The following is a 20,692-nucleotide window of genomic DNA, read 5'->3' as shown; positions in this document are numbered from 1 at the left end:
GGCCGTAGAGACCATGCCATTTACCTGTACTACGGCCGATGTCGACAAAAGTTGAGGCCGACCTGCCAAGATTGACAGGTCGGTGGCAGTATCGGGTGCCTTTCGTCGAGAAATCTATGCCATTTGACCGCAATGTGCTTGAGGCCGCCATCGAGGCATTCGGAGGCGGTAAGCAGTCCGACGACCAAGTCGATGGGCTGCTCCCGAAACTTTACACATTGGAAGCAACGGGCCATTACGACCCGTTGCTTAACGCACTTTCGCATGCTAATGATGAAGGCAATCTCCGCTCGCTGGTGTTGGAGGCTACCGGCAAAGGAATAAGGGGCCCGCGTTGTACAGTCTAATCGCGCTCATGTGCCTTTAGCACCTCATGGACACCGTACATTTCGTGTTCGAGCATGACGTCTAGGACATCCAGAATTCTTTTGCGAAGTTGCGGGGCGTGTTCGGTCGCGGAGTATTCGTTCTTCAAGAGCTCCTGAAGCTGATGCAGGTCTGATGCCCGTCGATGAGGCTCGCTGGAGCACGCGACAGCGCGCACTAATTTCTCTGCAGCGCAGATAACGATATCGGTGACATCGCACGTTGCTCTTCCGAGCGCGTAGAAAAGCGACGCCGCTTGGTCATCAAAAGCCACTGAGTCTATGTACTGTCTGCACAGATGGCGTGCGCCCTCGAAGTTGTCTGGCGGTATGTTTCGAAACACCTCTCGGGCTCTCGCTCGGACCTGCTTGTTGGGGTCGTTGAAATATTGTGGAATGCACGTCAATGCGCGCTTGGTCAATCCTCCTTCGACCAATGCTGATATGGCGCATTCCGCCGCAAGCGGTTTGAACTCTTCCGAGCTTGCAATCAGTTTATCTGCTGCTCCGACGCACCTGTCCTCATAGAAGCTGGCACCTATGATTTGCCATGCTCCAATTGCGCGCAGCACCTCGTCTTTCGAGGCCAGAAGGCACTCAATCAATCGGTCGCCAATTTCAGTTTCTCGATAAAGAATGAGCGAGTGAAGTCGCAATCCTACGCGCGACGTCAACACTAATAGGTTGCCGCCATCATCGCATTCCTTGTGGGTGGCTAACACCTCGACAAGCTCTGCGCACATGGATTTGTTTTCGACGAGCAAAGGTATTAGTGTTTCCGCGAGGACACAACGGACTGGCAGTTCCGGTTCCCTGTGAACTCTGCGTTTCAGAAGGTCCCATGCTTGGTTCCTCCGGGGCTCTAGTCCCCACAGGACACGCGCGAGTGCATTCGCCGCGCTGCCGCGCGGGCTACCAAGCGCACGTGTATAGATATTGTCTCCTCGGGAAAGCAACTGCTCGATTGAATACGGACGCGTGGCCCCTTGCGTCAAAGCATCAGAGCCCCGCTCTTGGTATGCGCCGAACTCGACATACCAACATAGTGCATCGAACACTCCGTCGTCGGCCGCAACGCCAGGGTGCCTGCTAATGACGTGCGAAATTTCGGTACCGAATGGCCGCCCTACACGCTGATGCGCAGATAAGATTGCGAGCATGAGGGCGGTGTCCGTGCCGTTGGTGCTTGCCTCGCCGAGGCCAAGAAGAATGTTTCGAACGTACGAGGCTGGCGCTTCTTCGGGAATCTGCGTCAATAAAGATGCGAAGCGCAGAGGGTTCTCCTGGGCTAGCTTGACCAAGTGCATCGCCAACTGCTCGGAGCTGCCTTCCAAGGGGCGTCTTTCCCCTCGTCGGTCCTTGTCCGCGTGTTCTTTAATAGCCCGCAACCAGTGATGGTCGCTCATCAGTGCGACTGCGTGGAGCGAGATTGGTGAGCTGACGAAACCTGCTCGGATTCCCTGAGGAGAGGGCGCCTTGTGCCCTGCAAACTTGCGACGCAATTCCGCCAATCGAGCTCGAGCCTCGACCGACACATTCTCTTCGCCAAGTGTCTCCCAAATACACCACTCGGTGTGCCCGGATTCTCTTAGAGACGCCAGCACGGTTGCCTTCGAGCAATAGCCCCCGTCTTCGCCGTTTTGCAGAACTTCGGCTAGTGCATGGCGGGCAAATTCGAGTTCGGGCCTATAGGTGAAGACCTTTGCTTCGATTCTCGAACGTGATTCGGCCATGAGGTAGGGCAGAGCCGCGCGCGCAGCATCCGCGAATGACTTGTATGGTGTATCGGACCACCCAGCATGGAAAAGATGGTGTTCGCCCAATAGATGGGGCAAATGACGTGCTAAAGCTGCTCCGTTTGCCGCAATTGCTTCTAAATGTAGTTGAAGCAATGCAGGGTGCATGGATGGCGTCAACTGCGACAGGAACCCCTCTGCAATTGCGGGCGCGTGCGCTGCCAATGACTTGAGAGCTTCTCGGTATGTCGTTAGGAATTTGTCGCCCACGGAGTATTGCTCGCCGACTCGCCGGTACGAGAACGTCCAGTCGTCCCTTCCCTGCTCTCTTGCCTGCACGATACGTTCAAACGTCGAAACAAGCGCTCGTGTTGTCGCTGCAAGATACGCTTTGGGATTCTGGGTTGCCAGTTGCTCTAGCGGTTCCAAGTCCAGGTCGCTCTCGTCTCGCGAAAACGGTTGTCCTTCGGGATGCGTCTTAAACCACTCAGAAAAATAGGCATCAGCAATCGGCGAAACCGCATCTAAGCCATTTCGTGCAAGAGCTTCCATCAGGGTTGTCATGCGCAAGTGATTCGTCTTCTCCATCAGCGCATGCGGATGCGCTCGTATGAGCGCTTCGCATAGAGACAACAATTGCCCACCAATCGGCTGCCCATGTGTCAGGGAGAACCAATCCAATAGACGTTCTGCTCGACGTTCGGAGTCTGCGGCGCGGTACCAATTGTCGAGTAACCTTCCGGCCTCATCTGGCCGCTGGGGTGCCACTCGGGATAGCCAAAACAAAGCAGCCTCCCGTCGCGATTCGACCGTGCTATTAAGCTCCTGCTCGACGAGGCTGCCAGTCGCCGACGCTAAGTCGAACCAGGCCGATGTACCATAAACGGCTGAGCGAATGAGGGGCGATATCGGTGCCCCCGTCGGGTCGAGCTTTAAGACAATGGCAAGCTCTTCGGGTGAGGGGGCCTGTAGAGCACCGAGCCATTGAGATACAGCAAGCTTGATGTGGTAACGGACCCTTTCGTCAGTCAGGACATTTTCGAGCTCCGATAGATAGCGGCGTCGGTCATCGTCCCTGAGGGACTCCAAAATCTGCCGGACCTGTGTTCGCCGAAAAAGGTATTGGTCGTCGTCAGATAGCAGCAACGCGACGAGGGTTTGCTGCGAAGTCGCGAAGCCTCGGGCGAACAGGTAATCGAAGAAACTCTCGTGAAACAGATGCACCTTCCCATTCCGGACCGTGATGAGGTTTTCGGAAGATAGGATGTCCACCACAGAATCAAAACTCTGCAGCGTCGCAAGTGGGGCCTGGAGCGTTTGCCTGTCACTCATCCATTTCGCTATCGCATTGAGCGGTTCTGCAACCTGCCATGTCGGCGAAGGGTCTCGCGCGGCTATTGAACGAGTCTTCTTTTCGAGCAGGCGTGAGAAAAGGTCATTTCTGCTGGAGAAGGGGGCCGCATCGTCATGGACTTCGAGGAACAGGCCGAGATTCAGTGGGACTTCGAGGAGCTTTCTTTGCCCAGAAGACAGCGCATCCACATCTATGCCACGTTGCTCCAGCAAGGGCTTGATTTCTGTGAGCCAATCCAGAGGCGCGACCTCGATGCGTCGAACCGAGGCCTTACTCGCTAACGCCTTCAACCGGGCATCGTTTTCTAGGTCGAAGGCTCGACATACGCATACGACCTTCACTGTGCCGAGCTTCTCCGCATCGCTGAGCATGCGCAGAAGCTGCGTTTTGACGCGTGTGCTTCGCCCCGAAATTTCGCTGACGGAGTCTACTTGGTCGATGAGCAATACGCTGAGAGCCGTCTCGCTGACGCCCTTGAGCGTTACAACCGGGCTCTCGTGCCGTTGCGTCAAGACTTTCCCAATATCTTCCTTGGTGGCGACTTCGAGAAATTCGTCGGCGCGAAGGGCGACGTGGACTATACCCCGGGAGCGGAGTTCGGCAACGAGCTGACTCACGGTTGCAGATTTTCCGGAGCCAGCTCCGCCTGTCAGTAAGACTACGCTTGCTCCTTCCGGATTCGTGAGCTCCTCGATTAGCGTCCCGACTTCCCTGCGCGAAACCACGCTCTCCGGCTCTATCGACGGATAGCTAAACAAATAATCTTCCGTGGACGAACGCAGACGTTCCGTCAACGTCCGGTCCAACTGCCAGTGGACAAGGTCTACTCCGGTTCTCGGCAATTCATCTCGGACGACGTCCGTCGTAAGTTGCCGATTGAAGCGCTGTTCCATGTAGTCCCGCAGCGCTGCGAATATTTGCGTACTCGGGAGGTCAATACAAAGCCCGCCGAAGGCCTCAATGGACTCATCGAGGCCGCCTTCAGGCTGCACACGGCAGTGGATACGTTTCAGCCAACTGTATGCAGTCTCTTGACTGGTTCCCCAGGCTGTTGTTATTTCCTGGAAGGCATCGGACAATTCTTTGCTGAGGAGATGCTGGAAGTCCGCATAATCTATGGCCGTGCGGGCTCGTTCACTGAGGTCGCGCAAGATGACTGCGGGGTCTTGCGAGACAAAGTGGCATTGGTCAGCTGGGTCTTCCAGGCTCAGGCGCTTTCGAAAAGCATCCAGAACCCCCAACTTCTGAAGCCGGTTTGTCGTCCAGTTCCCCGACGTATTGGAAATCTTGACTTGATGCCATTGCTTCTCGGCGCCTTTCATCAACAAAAACTCGAAGCCGGAAAAAGCTTCTGCTGTACCCTCGAAGCACAGCATCGAGGCATGCCCGAGGACCACATCTATCAGTTTCAGCACTAACCATTTGGCTTCGTACCGATTTCCTAGTTTGTCTGCTATCCCGCCCGGAATCATATTTTTTTCCTATTCTTTAGCCACTGCTAACCAGCTTGCAACGAAACTCTTACGCAACCAATCGGGACGGCACACGTATGTCGAAATGCGCGCGCCTATTCGTCGAAGTCAGACGGAATTACGTCGCCTCGAACAACGCGCAACAATGCATTGACGACAGTCCGCAGCTGCTATACCGCTAATCAGTCGGAATGGTGCGCATCAACGTCCCCATCCGAGTTCTCTGAGCAAGAAACCCGTTGCGTGCAAGGCAAGTTCAGCGTCCTCCTTTGATACCTCTCGAAGCTTGTAGCGTTCGCGTTCGTTATCCTTTCCCCTCGGGTGGAGTAGATTGACCGTTTCGAGGGACGCGCGAATGAGCCGTTGCTCCTTTTCGCCGAAGTGCTTCTTGACCGCTGTAATGCAGTCGCCAAGGTCTTCTTCGAGTATTGCTCTGTTTCCGGTCAACTTGTACAGCCACCGCGCGCTGACGACGGCGCACAGGTTACGGCATTGGTCGACGACCGATGTTGGAGAACCTCTGTACGCCACTTGCATGACACGCTCGTAGGCATCCGACACGGACTTGCGCGTTTCGTCCGGAGCTTGTTCAATGTTGAGAGCGGGCAGGACGCCAAATGCAGACTCTGCTCGAAGCGTCACCAACACATCCTGACTGACCGTCTGCTCAGTCTGCAGGATTCGCCAGAGCGAGTGCGCCTTCGCGTTGCCTATCGCTAATTGGAGCCCTTCCCCACGATTGGCACGTCCCAACAGTTCAGTGCAATGAATGAACACATTCAATTCCTTCCGGACCCGGCCGTCTTCGGTCCTCCGGCGACTATCCGATAGCAAGTTGGGGTGGGCTTCGACGGAATACGATACTCGATTGGCTCCTTCAAACGATTGGAAAAGGCGACCTCGCCGAACTCGCGACACTGGGTCGAATGAGTCCTCGCGAAAAATCCATCGAAACGGGTCACTCAGTATCCCGCCTGGCAAATCGTCGAGGGCCGACGGAGACTCAATGAGTGAGCACTGAGAAAGTATTGGCGCTGGGACAGTGAGGTGGTTTGGACTTTCTGTGCCCTCATAGACGTGGCCGTGGTCGTGTTCGATGCCGAGGCGGGACATAGTTTTTTCCGTCGATGATGACTGCATCAATATATCGCACATCCGAGCCCGTGGCCGGCGTGCCATACGGACGTCGCTCGCACCTCAATATCGGCGGGACACCGGACTGGGCAACGCTAATCCCAAAGGTTTTGAGCGACGACGCGATGCGAACCCTCGCTCGAGCCGTTCGTTTTTGCGTTTCCGGTACATCTTGCGCCGCTGCCTAAGTCGCCAGTTGGCTTTATGGGGGTTATAGTGGACTATGTCAGTTGAGCGGCCAATGCGTCGCTTGTCACTCAGCGCGTCTTTACCTTTACTCCCTATACTTGCGCCGGAGGCATTGTGACTGTCCACGTACGTTCTGCGATTGTTGTGCTCCTCGTAGGAGGCTTCATGTCGGGTTCCGGGGCAACCCTTGCTGAAAGCGCCTGCCCCACTTTTACCGAGATTCATCTTCCCGGGAAACAGCCGAAGGGAAACAGGTTTGCAACCTTCCCAGGTGGCTTCGTCGTATGGGCCGGCAGCCTGAGCACCGACACGGACGGCGCATCCACTGCCTATCACCCAGAGAATATAGGCAGTTCTAGCCTTTGTGACGGGCTCGACATCTACCGGGCCGGCAGATGCGTTCGCGACGACACCGCCTGCAGGGCTGCAGTTCGCCAGGCGCAGGCTGTCCAGTGGGACCCAGTGAAGTCCCCGGCGTTCTGCGTCTATGGCTTTGCCGCCAATAGCACGAGAAAGGTTGGGGACAAGCCTGTCTGGGGCGATGACCTCGGTAGCGGTCCGCTACCCGTGCAGAAACAGGGCGACCCCGCTCCGGGTTTTTTCAGTTCGGTGACAGCCTATCCAGTGAGTTCACCCGACGGCCAGGGGGTTCAATACGCAGACGCCGACAGGCTCCCCTTTTTGGTGATGCCGTCAAGCCTTACAGGCAAGAACGGACCGACTGGATATCTGAATGCAGGTGCGATTGTTCGCTTGAGGGACAACAACAATGTCTACGCTCTCGTGGCCGACGAAAACCAATCGCCTGCCGAAATATCCGTTGCCGCAGCGCAACTTATCCATGACCCCTCTCTGAGCAAACCCACACCCGTAACGGAAGCAGAACTGAGAGGACAAGGCACACCTCCATATCCGTACACTAGAAGCGCTACCACTGGCCGAATCAGGGTTTCGAATAGTGAAGAAGGCCCCTACCTCGTATTCGCGCTCGCTGCACGTCTGGGGCGTGCGACGAGCTATGACCCCAGCAAGGTAAACGACGTAGGAGCGCACGCATTCTCGTCATTTGGCGGGGTGGAAAGTCTCACTGCGTGCGCGAAGCAGTTCTTCGGAGATTGAACCTAGGCCGATAGATTTGGCGCACACGCGTCGCAGAAAATCAATAGGCTGCGGGCCATCGAGCAGCCGCATGGCCAAGCGCTCAGTGAGAAAATAGACGCCGGCCTGTTGCCCGGTGAGTAGGTATGTACGGCCTGCTACTCCACGGCCTCCAGCATCGGTGTGCAGATGCTTGAGAACACAGCTGCGAGCGGCGACAGTGGCAAATCCGTGCCACGGCGCAGACCAACAATGCGGGAAACCCCTCATACGGTTGATTTTCTGCAATTCATTATTATCTTTGCAAACACACCAAGATTGAACGTATAGCTGCATAGGGACCTGCAGCTCATATAAACGAAGATGAACGACGGGGGTGGTGCCGTGAGAAAGGGAATCCTGCTTCTTCTCGCAGTTAGTCCAATTCTTTTTGGCTGCGTGGTTGGTGGCGTCCCTTCTCACGTATCGCAGGCGCTTCCGCCGTGCGAAAAAACGTCAGATAAGCTGGATTGCATTCTGAACACGAACTCTGGCGTCGTCGAGGAGCTTAAACCGAACAAAAAACCGTTGCCCACTCTCGGCCTGGCATTGTCAGGGGGGGCTCGAAGGCCTCGCCGTTCGCGATGGGCGTAGTGAAGCGCTTTGTCGACGAGGGTTGGCTTTACCGTACGGACTATCTCACTTCAGTGTCCGGAGGTTCGTATACTGCCTTCTACCTATATTACAAGGCGTATCGTGCAATCCTCGACGACGTCCCTGTCATTCGCGCGTATCCAGGTCTTACGCGCTATTTCATGGAAACCCGCAACCTCGATAGTAGAAGGCGGGAACTTCCTTACGTATGGCTGTTTTCACCTGATGAGGTTCACCATCGTTGGGACAGTCTCGCGGAATTGCCCGGCGGCTGCACGAACCTCGGGCCGGTGCCGACGGACGACCCTCGTCCCACAGACCTGAGTGCCCCTGTGTGGAAAAACGTCCAACAGGCAGCATATCAGGGCTGGGTTGAGTGCTATCAGGATTTGCTGCGCACAGACAGAGCGCAGAAGTCCAAATACAAGGACGGCGTGGTTGCTCGCACTCGCTATGCCAATCAGCTTGGCGGCACATTCGCAATGCTCTTCGCAGAGTCGCTGGCAACGGCCCCCGTTAACTGGTTCACCAATGTCCTCTTTGACTGGAAATGGCGGGTCTCACCCACGCAATACGACTATCTGTACGGCATTATGCGCACATACGGCTACATGCCACAGCCTGGAGACAAGCTCCCGGTATCACCTCATGCAGAGCGGTTTAAAGAAATGGCAGACTGTCTGGACTTCAGTGACCTGTCTATCATCTACACACGCGACCCAAATACTACAAAAGAGAAGCTCGGCGGCTATTTGCCGAAGTGGATTATTCAGGCGACAGCCAACTCCGGCAACACGGGCCTTGACCTTTCGCCAAAACACTACGATTTGAGTTCGGATGTCTTTGAAATATCGTTCGATATGTTCGGCTCCGGTCGTTATGGCTACGTGCGAGGCTCTCCTTGGTTGGTTAGCCTAACTGTGCCCATGGCCGTTCTGTCATCGGCAGCTTTTGCGGACACGGCACAGCGTAGTATTCATATTTCGCGAGGATTGGTTAATTTCGGGCTTCAAACCATTAATCTTCGATGGGGATTTGATATCGCAAACTATAACGAACCCGATATCAAACGTCGCCTTCACTCGCTGCTCATCTGGCCGTTTTATTACCTTGACTCTCCTGTAACTACCGAGAAAGGGCCGACCATTCATCTCTCCGACGGAGGCCAGACCGGCGATAACCTAGGACTGGTTCCCCTCTTGCGTAGAGGCGTGCGTAACATTGTGGCAGTCGCTGGCGAGAACGACTACGACCCCAAGTCGAATGCGATGCTGTTAGCCTCACTGTGCTCCGTCAATTACTATTTGAACGTGCATGGCTACACGATGGATTTCGACGGCGACCCGTCGTTGCCGACAGGGAGTCGTCCCGAGAAGTATCATCTTGCACAAAAGTGCACCTGGGACGGTAACCGACAGATTTACGTACATCCGACAAAGGACGGAGGCAATATCTCGCCTATGAACTGGAGACGCCGCGTTTGGGTTGGCCACGTGGTCCCATACACTCCCGGCGTGGACGGATTGCCTCTGCTGCAAGGAGAAAACCTCGCTGAGCCTGAGGTGACTCCCAAACATCTCGATGGCATTACCGTTTACTACATCAATTCCGCGATAGACCAAGGGGAGTGGATGAAAGTCGTCGACGATTGGTATCCCCCAGACCCATCCCACAAACAGCCCTTCCTGCCGAAGGGGGAGCCTGGTAATCCTGCGCGTTGCGATGGTACCGTGACAACAGCTACAGGCACGTACAGCTGCCCACTCATCGAGTACTTTCAGGATACAACCGACGCGGTGCAGAACGGTGACCATAAGTGGGTGTTCCCTCAGACAAGCACCGCCTTCACGACGTACAGCAACAGCATCAACTTGTTCCGAGCGTATCGCGACCTGGGCTGGTTGTATGCGGGAGCCCTTCCGAACGCGTCTCCGGAACTAAGTGACATCCTATTGCATGGTCAGGCGAACGAGGCTCCGGATGGATTAAGCGACCTGTATGACCAACAAAAGCATCGGTACCCGAAGGATGAGCAGGTATGCAAGCGATGGAAGGGGTGATTGCTGACATCGACTCTTTGCAATTTCGACGCGAAGTGTGACCAACTATTAGTTCAATGCCTCCGAAACTATGCCGCTGTAGCTAATCGACCGAAGAGGTGTTTTGACAAGCGACCGAAGGCATCGCCTTCAGACTCATCGAATGGGGAAGGCAAACTTCTACGCCCACTTTGAAGCAGCCCGTCGCATAGCTCGCCTTCCGGTGCTTGAGGAAAGGTTCGTCGAAGTAAGCGGCAGGCGTGCGTTTGCAGTCACGCCAGCCGCATGAAGCTCATGCTTTCCGTTCAAGCTCCCAGACTGCTGACTGCGGACGATACGCCCCGCTCTTGTCTGGTGCGAAGACCTCGGGCATGCGTTCACCCTGCTGCACCAGCACGCCGGGCACGTGGTGCCCCTGTGCCCTCCAGATGCCGGTTTCCGGGCAGACCTGACCCGTTCGCACAGCTTGCGGGCCGGTAGGCACTGGTGTGGCTTTCGGAAGTTCTTCAAATGTTTCTGGCGAAGTCCACCAAATCCTTCGGATAGACAATATGTTTCCGAAGCGGTGCATCGGCCAGCCCGCGAAGGTAGGCTATCGCCGCTGCCTCAATTGCCCAATACCCGAAATACCCTCCGCCGCGTTCAGATAGGTCGAGATGCGTGTCATGCCATCCAGCCTTCTCCATGGAGGCATACCAGTTTTCGAGGTACGTATTGAGATAGGTGATGCTTTCATCGTCTCGGTCGATGTAAATGCTGTTGATGCAATCGCGGTACGACTCGTGATACCGCTGGTCGACATCTGCCCGCCCCTCCATGCCGTAGGCAAGGAGGTCCTCAAACAGGGTGTCCTGTCCACGATAGTACCCGTCCTCGAGGGTCGCGATGCGCGGTAGCAAGTCACCCCGATGCAATAGATGGCAAAGACCGATGAGCTGAATCCCTCGTTCATAGTCGGGTAACTCGGTAAGCAGCAGTGCCGGCCATTGCGGGTCATTGCGGACGACCCGCTGACGCTTCGCATACTCTTCGTAGGCAGTCACCACATCTTCCATCTCTTCTCGCATTGATGCGATGGGCTCTCCCGCCGTGTATCGAAGCATCATCAGCTCAAAACGGGCAGTAGCGCGCAGCCAGGCAGCCGTTGCGTGTTTTACCGCCTCGGTACCATTCGCAGGCAGCGTGTGCGTCCACTTCTCGATGGACTGGGCCTGGAAGGCTGATAGCCAGTCGAAATACTGTTCGCTGATGAAGCGTTGGCGGCGTCGGTGCGAAAACTCGTCCATTACTCAAGCCTTGCGTTCGAACTCCCAAAGTGCTGATTGCGGACGATATGCACCGCTCTTGTCCGGTGCGAAGACCTCCGGCATGCGTTCACCCTGCTGCACCAGCACGCCCGGAACGTGGTGCCCCTGGGCCTTCCAGATGCCGGTTTCCGGGCAGACTTGCCCCGTACGCACCGTCTTCGCCCCATTACCCTGAAGTGCCGGCGCATTGCTCGTCGCGGCGTCGTAGTTGCGCGCGAAGTCTGCGAGGTCTTTCGGGTAAAGAAGATGGTCGCGGAACGAGCTGTCGTCAACCTTCAAAAGGTACGCTGCCGCAGCAGCCTCGATTGCCCAGTAGCCGACGTACGACCCTTTGCCATTCTTCTGCGCTTCGAGATGGCCGTCGTGCCACGGCGCAGCGGTCATACCCGGATACCAAGCCTCAAGATACTCAATGATGTCGCTGATGCACTCATCTTTCGTTTCGCGATACAGGGAAAAAACGAGCGGACGATATGGAACATCGTGGAACCAACTGTCTACGTCGACGCGTCCCGCAAACTCATAGGACAAGAGGTCTTCGTAAAGAGTGTCTTGCCCTCGATAAGCAGGGTCAAACATGCCGACGATTCGGGGAAGCAGGTCACGTCGATGCATGAGATAGCAGCAGCCAATTAGCTGCATGACAGTCTCATAATCGCCGATGACGCTAAAGGCCAACGGGGGCTGCTCTGCGTCTGCCTCATAAAGGCGCTTAGCTTTGGTGTATTGCTCAAATGCGTCAACCACGGACTCGAGCTCGACGCGCAGGTGCTCGATATCTACGCCACCTGTGTACATCAGCAAGAAGCGACGATAACTGTAAGACGAGAGGTACAGGGCCGTTGTCGCTTTACGCTCACTTTCGGTTTCGCCGGTGGGGGCAATATTTTCCGACCAGTATGCAACGTCGTCACTCAACGACTCCATCAACCACTTGAAGTAGTCTTCGCCCAGAAAACGCTGTCGCCGCTTCGAATCAAAATCGTCGTTCATGTCCACCCTCTCAAGTTACGCTCGCGATTTTAACCTGCTGGCTTTGAGCTTAACTGCTTCCGCCACTTCACCTTCTTTGTAATGGTGGGTGAAGGGTAGGTCGTGGTCGGTGTGGCCGTGTTCGTCCCCTGTCGCCAAAGCTTCAACGTGCTGCGCTGCTGCAGGCAGGTAAAAAGGAATGTACAGAATGTGTCGGGAATAGCCCACCCGTAAGATTGCCGAAACCAATGATTCAGACACCGCTTGTGGAAGATTCCGCTGAATCCAGGCAGTGCTCATCTGGACTCTATCCACCGATTTGTCGCCCTTGGTCGCGTCTTTCCCACCAGCATCAGTAGTGGAGCTGGATGTGACTTCTGGGGGTGTGGGCTGGGACTTCTGCTGACCATGTGAGGGAGTATCTCCAGCACCTCCTCCCGCAGTTGGCTTGCCCCCGCTGGACGGCTTTCCTCCCCCACTTCCGGGTTTGCCTCCGCCACCAGGCTTGCCACCTCCTTTGGAGGGTAAGGCGGGACCGGCGTCCTCGGGCGGCTCGAGAAGGTCGTTTGCTGGCGGGCGGACAGCTTCCTTCACGGTTCCGAGTTTGCTAGCGATACTATGCTTGGCGTTTGGGTCCTTTAGCTTTCGTGTCGTCGTGGAAGCCTTGATTTCCACGATAGCGAAGTCTTTCGTCTGGTTGCTGAACGGCGCAGCACGCCAAACGCCGTCGATACCACGGCCGCGTGCCTTGAGGTCAAACAATTTGTTCAGCTTTCCGTTGTCGTTTAGCTTGCCCATGACCCGCAGGCCCGGTTGCTCGCTCCACTTGCCGCTCAAGCCTTTGTCGTGGTCCTTCCAGCCGTTACCCCACTTGAGTTTCTCGTAGCAGTAGTAGTCGCCGATGTGTTCGCCGAGGATGCCGGTGATACTCGTCGTAATATCGGTTACAGCAAGCTTGGCATTCACCACGCCTCGTGAGGGCGTCGCGACCGGCCGGTCATGACCGGCTTTCGCCTCTTCGCCCTTCGCACCAGGCTTCTCGGTGGTGCGATGCTCATCGAGCGTACTGACCGCCGACGAATTCGGCTGCTTCTTGCGCCAGTGGAGCAGCTTGCGTTGGACGAATTGCGCGAGCCAGTACGGCAGGTTCGTTTCGACGAAGGTCAGCGCCTGCATAAACGTGGCCTGCATCGCGGACGGCATCTCCCGATACAGCCAGGATTTTTGGATATGCTCGCGCGCCTCGGTCAGGTACTTCTTGACGCCTGTGGCATCGAACAGCTTATCAATCAACGCATCCGGGCTGGTTTGAATATGCGCTTGCTGGAGAACCAGCCGCAGAATGTCGAACAGCAGCGGGCCGTAGATTTCAGACTTGTGATTGACGAGGCGGAACGTACGCTTGACGCCAGCGCCGACGACAGGGACCCAGCCCACGACGGCGAACACCAGGTCGATGCCGGCCTCGATTTTCGTCATCTCGTCCGCACTTTCGCGTGCGTTCCACACCGTCCAGACGCTTTCCGTAGTGTCGTAGACGTTCTGCGCGACATAGAACAACGGCACGGCGTTGGTCGCCATTGACCAGCCAATCTCTTTGACGGCCTCTTCGATTGCTTGTTGGTCGTTTTCGTTCATTTCACGTCCGGCCGGCCAGAAAATTTCTTGAACAGGCTATAGAGGTTTTCCTGCGTAATGCCATCGTGTCCGGCCGCATGCAGTTCTTTGAGAACATCAGGCTGTGCGAGCTCTGTGGGCGCTGGAGCAGGCGGTGGCGTGAATGGGCGGGCGTCCTCCCCGAAGAATACCTTTGCGGTGCCATCTGGCACGTCACGCAGGACCGCGTGACCGTTTCCATCGAGCTTGCCGGCCAGAGTCGTCCCGTTCTCAAACACGACTTTGTAGGGGGCTTGAGGCACAGCCTTCAGGTTGTCGTCCGTGAGATTCAGTTCGAGCTTGTTGTGCAGGTCGCCCTTGGGCAGGACTGGCAAATCATAGGGTGCGCTCGTGGGGCCGGCAAACGCATGCTGCGCTCCCTTGATGTCTATCTTGCCCGGAGCGTGAATCTCGATATTGCCGTCCTGGATTCGGATGTACGCTCCACCAGATGTCAGCAGGACACCCTGGCTTGCCGCGACTTCAACCTTGTCCGTCGCCGACAGCACCTTCACCGTTTTTTGCGCGGTCAATTCGATGTTGTCCGACTGCGCTTGGATTTCCACCTTGCCCTTCGCTGCGAAGAGCTTCATTCCAGCGTTTTGGACGAATAGGCTGATGCGCTCGGCGACGCTCGCGAGCAGCGACTTGCCGGCAGCGATGTGGGTGCTCTGACCGCTGACGAGGTTGACCTGTGCGTCCGCTCCCAGGTGTACTGATTGCTGCGTCGATAGTGCTATGCCGGCCGGGCTCGCTGCCAGGAGAATGGGTTTCTTAAATACGTTGGCAGAGCCGGTTCCACCACCCGCCGTGCGACCACCATTCGCTTGTCCTTGCCCTTCGACATTGTCGGCCGTCGCGTCCGTAAAGGCCTTGAGCGCCTCCTGGCCCGCTTTCAAACTATCGGCCTGATGCTGGGTGCTGACATCCGAAAGCGACTCGACGAGATTGTGTGCGCCGGCGAGTTGCTGCTGAGCCTGCCGGACGTCGAGTTGCTGGGCTGCGGCGCCAGAGCCAGGATGCGTCGTGAGGAATAGCCCCCGGTTGGCGCGAATCGCACCATAGGCGTCGGTACGTAAGTCGAATCCGCTTCCCAGGTAGTTGCCGCGTACATTACCGTCTTGGGCAATCAAGTAACCCAAGTGAAGCATCGAGCTACCTTGTGACGAGAAGAGCTGCAACCGGTTCTGGCCTGTCGCGTCGTCCATCACCAGATGGTTGTAGCCTCCGCCGCCATACTCCTTCGAGCTAAACCCCGACAGAATGCCATTCGAGTGCCAGCGAGGCTGCGTCGCGCCGTTGTAGACGCGACCCGTCGCAATCGGGCGGTCGCAATCACCACCGACCCAGTCGATAGTGACTTCTTCGCCGACACGTGGCACGTGCACACTGCCGTAACCGCCGCCCGTGTCGGAATACGCGACCCGAACCCAGCACGTGGCTCCAAGACCCTGCCGTCGGTCCCAGTGCATGCGCACCAGGATGCGGTTCAGCGAATCGGTGTAGACCTCCTCGTTGCCGGGGCCGACGACTGTCGCCGTCTGCAGGTGCATGACGGGTTTACTGTGTTCGAACGGGCTCCGGAACGGAACTTTCTGGCGCTGAGCTTCGACCTCAACGGCGAAGAAGCCCTCGCTGCCCAAAGCATCTTTAACCGCGAATGCAGATGCCGTTTCGCCGTGGGCTTGGCGGACTTCGGCGAGACGAGCATCGAGGCTATGCGGATACGGGCGACTTTCCCCTACTGGGAGATTGTTGCGGATGTACCAAGTGGCCTCGACCACGGCAAATTTGCGGTCCTCGGCGCTATCTCCGTCGTGCTCGGGGTGGTCCAGCAAACTGAACCAGCGACCGACGTCGATACTCGGTACGCTACCTACACCGTGGAATCGCTTCGCGCGCGATTCCCATTCCTCGAGCTTGAGCTTGGCCAACCGGTCGCCACGGTCATCATCGAGGTACGTGTATGGTCCCGTGTACTCGTAGACCTCGGCCTGCTGCGGCAGGTCCCCTTGGTTCGCGACAGTAGGAAATGACTTTTCCTTCCGCGCCTCGGGATTCTTATAGTCGAACGTACTCGTCGAATACGAGGTGCTCTGCAAGGTCCGCGTGCCCGACCATTGCACGAGCGCGTCGGGCTGATGCGTGACGCCGGCACGATAGAACCGGACCTGCTCCGGCTCAAGCGGCTTGAGGGAGTACAGGTCGTCTGTGATGACGAGGGTATGGGATTTGCCGTCTTTGGCGTGCTCGAAATAATAGAACCAGCCCTCCGACTCCATCAGCCGGTGGACGAAAGTCCAATCATCCTCACACTGCACGCAGAACGAGCGAACCGGTGACGGTTTGGTGACCTCGATTCGGTATGCCCCGACCGCCTGAGGATGCCCTTGGAACACCGTTTCGAGAATGGCTTCGACCGTTTGGTCCTGGAATATCCGCGCGTCCTTGCGAAACTTCAGGAAGTGAAGCCACGATGAGAAAATTATCTGCAGGCTGACCAGCCGCCCGTCGGCACCCAGTCGGCGTGCCGTGTGAACATACCCGTGTCGCGAACGATACGTCTTGTCGGACTGCTGAATCCAAAGTGTGACGGGCTGCGCAATGAGGGACTTCAGCTCGATTGAATCCTGCGGCGAAACAATATCAACGGCAATCTCGAAATTGCCACCCAGGCGAGCAGTACCCACCACGATATGTGGCAGCAGCACATTCGGCCCTGCCGGAGTGTCCAATTTCACAATCCGGTCGGATTGGATTAACCCCGAATTTATCAACGCAATAAGGTCCTGCGCTCCCATATGATTTTCCTTGTGCCGGCCTCTCTCACGGCCGAGCAAAATCATACGGGGGAAACCCTATGTAGACAATAAGCGGGATGGACTTATGGCCAGCGTCCGCCGGCGCGGCTTCAACGCTCTTCCATTCGATTCAAAAAGCGAATAATAACCACAAATTTCCTAGATTGATTGCAATCGGGATAGAATTGACACCCGGCTTTTGATGACGTGCCTCGCCAGTCAGGAAGGCCTTGTGACCGATAGCATCTCGAACGAGCCAACGGGATAGCAGTAATCGCGCATCGACAAGTACTCTATGTAAACACGACTTGCCGTCGATGTACCTTTGATGAAACGAAGATTGGCTGGCGCACCGAGGGTCCTATGATGCCGATTGCCATTGTGCTACACGGGCCGACAAGCGCCGGAAAGAGTAGTTTAGCGAGGGCCTTGCAGGACAGTGCAGAAACGCCCACTTTCCACATTACGCTGGACGCATTCGTCGAAATGTCGAGACGGCGGGACATGCGGTCGGACAAGGAGCTGAATCAAGCCCTGCAGATTCACTATTGGAATTTGCAGTCGACGCTTCGCCGTGTCGCGGAAAGCCACTTCGACATCATTCTCGACCTCGTGCTTCGGAACGACGACGAGTTTGACGCATGCCTTGCAGTGCTCGCTTCGCGGCCGACGTTCGTTATTGGAGTTTGTGCGCCGCTGGAAACTCTCGAGGAGCGGGAACGTTTGCGGCCTGACAGAGCTGAAGGGATGGCCCGGTCTCAATTCGGCCATCCGGCGTACTCACGGCCATACTCGATGCGAGTAGACACATCGGCAATCTCTGTCCAGGAGGGGGCCGACCTCATCCGCTCCTTCGTACGGTCCCAAATACCGTAAGAGCAGGCCTAGGCCACCACTTCCGCAGCAATCACGGCTGTCCTCACTTGCCGAAATCATCCATCGTCAGCACGACGGGCTCGTCGCGATGCGCGAGCATCTTCCGCTCAGCCATGGCCACAAGGCGCCGACGACCATCGACAAATGCTTGGAGAATCCGTGTCTCACTGGCGCCAGGTTGCACCCAAAAATGCTGCTCAAGCACATCGCGTGTCACATGGCATGCCACCTCCCGACCACGGTGTGGCAGCATAAAGGCTACGCTTCGACCGTCCTCCGTAACGCGAGGGTGAAGTTCAGGTACTTCCACGATTGGTTTCCATATGCATGATTCGACCGTAACAGCGCACATCGTAGCGGGGGAACCACCAGTGTCTCAACCAGTGCAGACCACGACCTAACGGGACTACCAGTTGGTGCTCAGCAGTCTTCACCAAACCTGATTGGGGCGCTCAGTCGGCCCCACGATATCTGCTCAGAATTGAGCAGATATCGTAGCGAGACCAACGCGCCAAGTCCCGCGTGGCCTACTGTGCGGAATAGTTGCCGGCGCGCAACCTGGCATCGAAGTCAATTTCGAGCAGCGCCGACTGCGGGGTTGCTCGATTCGACCTTATCGGGCGCTGCGAGGCAAGCGCTTATGCGGTAGCGGGCGTAGTCGACGCCTCGGCCGCCTGCGCCGGCTCGACCGCACCCGCCACATTCTTGGTCGCTGCTTTCCTAGCTTTCTTTGCCACAGGCTTCTTCGCCGTCGCCTTCTTGGCGACCGGGGTGCCTTTCTTTGCCGAGACTTGCTTGGCAGCTACCTTCTTGCTGGAAACCTTTTTAGCTGTTGCTGTCTTTTTTGCCGCTTTTGCCTTCGGCTTTGCTGCGGTTACATCTGCTTTTGCAATCAGGAATTTGGACCGGTCCTTGGCTCCCGCCAGCCAAGCTGGTGCGCGGCCTCGGCCACTCCACGTTGCTCCGGTTTTCGGGTCGCGGTATAGAGGCGGCAGCGAGCCCTGCGAATGGCTGCCGTGCGTTGCAGACTTCTTGGCGCCGGAGGCCACCTTGGGCGACACGCCATCAATCAAAAACTTACTCCGGTCCTTGGCATTCGCAATCCATCCCGGCGCGCGACCGTGACCGGTCCATGTCGCACCCGTCTCGGGGTCACGGTACTTCGCTGTTGAAGTGGTGGACTTTGCAGCAGCTTTGATACCGGTTCTCCGGCCACGCTGTCTTCCGCCAACATGCGCTTCGATGTCGGTCGTCGTAATTCCATGCTTCTCCATCAGGCCACGGATTCTTTCCAATACTTCGGTCGACTTCTTTGCGACCAGCGCCTCGGCCTGAGCCTGCAGCTTTGCGATTCGTGTTTGTATGCTCTCAAGCGTAGCCATAGTCTCAACCTTTCAAAAAGAATGTTTGCACTATGCCACACACACCCTCCGCTACACCAGAGCAACAATCGTATGCGAGCTCTCTTTCCTAACACACAGCTTGTCGCGGGAAGCGTTGGCGCCCAGCGGTCCCTCTGACACAAAAATCTCCAAGACCTCGCCTATATGAGACGTGCATAGCTGTGTCCTTGGGTCTATGATTAACTCATCTCATGATTTCTTGTTTGCCGGCAGAGTTGCTCTCCAGCATATCGGCGACCGATTTTTGAGCGGCGACCTGACTGCAACACTGAATTCCGCAATACCCGCAACGTTGCTGTCCAGATAGAGTTGGAGCTGCCCGTTACGATGAGAATTCCCGAACCAGATATCCGAAGTATCGAACGTGCCATCGCCGAACTCGAGCGAGAAGGTGCACGTGAACTCGAGGTCCCCACGCCCGGAACATCCCCCGGCGTAACCTCTTTCTGCGCCGAAGCAGCGCTGCTGCAGTTCGTTGTCACATGGGCCCGTTCCAAAGATACGGCCGAAAGCGTTCTTTTCTCGACCCTCGATGCGGCGTCGACAAACTTTGAGGCAACGCTTCAAAAACAACTCGGCATACCTCACGTTCTAGCCGCTTGGGTGTTGGGCGGTAAGCTCTACGATGAGTCTCACATCCTGCTAAAACGTCGTGAAGCGAGGGGATACGCTGCCTTCCTCGATGCGATGGACAATTTCGATTTCCAGCGCACTCACGACACTACCGAGGGGCGAGCGAATCTAATTTGTGTTCAAGGCAGCAAACGCGAGTACATAAGGCCCTTCTATGAGCAATATCGGACACAGTGGCGCGTAAGGCCAGAAGGTGATATCCGCGTCGTAATTCAAGACATTCTTATGCAGTTGGCGCCGCGTTGGCCCGGCGGCTATGTGCGTGAGGTTTCTGAGCCTTTAGCACACTTGATGCGCGAACTCGTTGAGAATTCAGATTGGTGGGCCCGCGTAGACCACAAGGGCGTGGAATATGACAAGGGCGTTCGGGCGGTTACTGTCAGGCTCCGTGACATCGACGACGACAATCTGGAAATGTTTGCCGGTGGAAATTCGCATATCCAGGCCTACCTACTGCACAGCCTGACAACACATCCGAAGGTGCAAAAGGACGTCATACCGAGCTCGCGCGATGGACAAGCACGCAAGCTGAGCTTCATCGAACTGAGTATGGTCGACTCCGGGCCAGGGTTGGCCCGCCGATGGCTAGCTAACCGACCGCAGAACAAACGCTCAGTGAACAAGTTGAATGAAATTCCGTTGCATGAGGAAGAGGATGCGGTCATTGAATGCTTCAAAAAATGGCGAACGTCCTCCGGCAATGCACTGAGGGGAGTCGGGCTCTTCAGCGTGGCTAGCCTTTTGCGAAAGCGCAATGGGTTCTTACGCTTGCGCACCGGCCGTCTGGGGTATCTGTTTGGTACGCAGTCAGCTATCGGAGACATCGAACTTCAGCTCAGAAGAGCGGAGCCGCACGACGACTACGTCCGCCTCGACGATGGGACGCATGTGTTCCTTCAGGATGGTCAGATGGTTTTCTTTCTTCGACCATGGACGCACGAACAAGTTGGAGCGGTGGAAGGCACAGCGTATTCAATACTCCTGCCGGTCTGACCAACGATGCTATTTATTCCATTCTCTGGGC

General features: G+C 56.4%; 11 protein-coding genes. 3 read left to right on the top strand and 8 right to left on the bottom strand.

The window, feature by feature from the left end:
- Positions 1-343 precede the first annotated feature (343 nt).
- Together LXM88_RS32395 and LXM88_RS32390 are read right to left on the bottom strand one after the other, a co-directional pair.
- Entirely contained in the window at positions 344-4,927 is a 4,584-nt protein-coding gene (locus LXM88_RS32395; RefSeq protein WP_262543525.1) for an AAA family ATPase, read from the bottom strand.
- 201 nt (positions 4,928-5,128) lie between these two features.
- Positions 5,129-5,704: a hypothetical protein gene (locus LXM88_RS32390; RefSeq protein WP_262547030.1), complete on the bottom strand. Its 576-nt coding sequence runs from the start codon at positions 5,702-5,704 to the stop codon at positions 5,129-5,131.
- A gap of 2,438 nt (positions 5,705-8,142) precedes the next feature.
- Between LXM88_RS32390 and LXM88_RS32385 the strand changes: the two genes are divergently transcribed.
- Positions 8,143-10,041: a hypothetical protein gene (locus tag LXM88_RS32385; RefSeq protein ID WP_262543524.1), complete on the top strand. Its 1,899-nt coding sequence runs from the start codon at positions 8,143-8,145 to the stop codon at positions 10,039-10,041.
- A gap of 485 nt (positions 10,042-10,526) precedes the next feature.
- Here LXM88_RS32385 and LXM88_RS32380 read toward each other — a convergent pair whose 3' ends face one another.
- Genes LXM88_RS32380 through LXM88_RS32365 form a run of 4 tightly spaced genes read right to left on the bottom strand, consistent with a single transcriptional unit; the run spans position 10,527 to position 16,756 of the window.
- Complete coding sequence (locus tag LXM88_RS32380) at positions 10,527-11,306, bottom strand: PoNi-like cognate immunity protein (protein WP_262543523.1); 780 nt, start codon at positions 11,304-11,306, stop codon at positions 10,527-10,529.
- Positions 11,307-11,309: 3 nt separating this feature from the next.
- Entirely contained in the window at positions 11,310-12,320 is a 1,011-nt protein-coding gene (locus LXM88_RS32375) for a DUF1911 domain-containing protein (RefSeq protein ID WP_262543522.1), read from the bottom strand.
- Between the two features lie 15 nt (positions 12,321-12,335).
- Entirely contained in the window at positions 12,336-13,937 is a 1,602-nt protein-coding gene (locus LXM88_RS32370; protein ID WP_262543520.1) for a hypothetical protein, read from the bottom strand.
- Positions 13,934-16,756 carry a type VI secretion system Vgr family protein gene (locus LXM88_RS32365; protein WP_262543519.1) on the bottom strand — a complete coding sequence of 941 codons (2,823 nt, stop codon included), beginning with the start codon at positions 16,754-16,756 and terminating at the stop codon, positions 13,934-13,936. Before LXM88_RS32365 ends, LXM88_RS32370 begins: the two co-directional genes overlap by 4 nt.
- Before the next feature lie 363 nt (positions 16,757-17,119).
- On the opposite strand from LXM88_RS32365, the gene LXM88_RS37325 reads away from it, so the two are divergent.
- Positions 17,120-17,632 (top strand): chloramphenicol phosphotransferase CPT family protein, encoded by a 513-nt coding sequence (locus tag LXM88_RS37325; protein ID WP_412524153.1) that lies wholly within the window; start codon positions 17,120-17,122, stop codon positions 17,630-17,632.
- A gap of 43 nt (positions 17,633-17,675) precedes the next feature.
- Here the strand turns inward: LXM88_RS37325 and LXM88_RS32360 are convergent, their stop codons facing one another.
- Both LXM88_RS32360 and LXM88_RS32355 read right to left on the bottom strand, forming a co-directional pair.
- Positions 17,676-17,942 carry a DUF1488 family protein gene (locus LXM88_RS32360; protein ID WP_226183293.1) on the bottom strand — a complete coding sequence of 89 codons (267 nt, stop codon included), beginning with the start codon at positions 17,940-17,942 and terminating at the stop codon, positions 17,676-17,678.
- 328 nt (positions 17,943-18,270) lie between these two features.
- Complete coding sequence (locus LXM88_RS32355) at positions 18,271-19,014, bottom strand: H-NS family nucleoid-associated regulatory protein (protein WP_262543518.1); 744 nt, start codon at positions 19,012-19,014, stop codon at positions 18,271-18,273.
- 348 nt (positions 19,015-19,362) lie between these two features.
- On the opposite strand from LXM88_RS32355, the gene LXM88_RS32350 reads away from it, so the two are divergent.
- Complete coding sequence (locus tag LXM88_RS32350) at positions 19,363-20,661, top strand: hypothetical protein (RefSeq protein WP_262543517.1); 1,299 nt, start codon at positions 19,363-19,365, stop codon at positions 20,659-20,661.
- Positions 20,662-20,692: the final 31 nt, after the last annotated feature.

The organism is Burkholderia sp. S-53, from assembly GCF_025560745.1.
Taxonomy (GTDB): Bacteria; Pseudomonadota; Gammaproteobacteria; order Burkholderiales; family Burkholderiaceae; genus Burkholderia; species Burkholderia pyrrocinia.
Note: the sequence above shows the minus strand (reverse complement) of the source record. Positions and strands in the feature narration are given on the sequence as shown.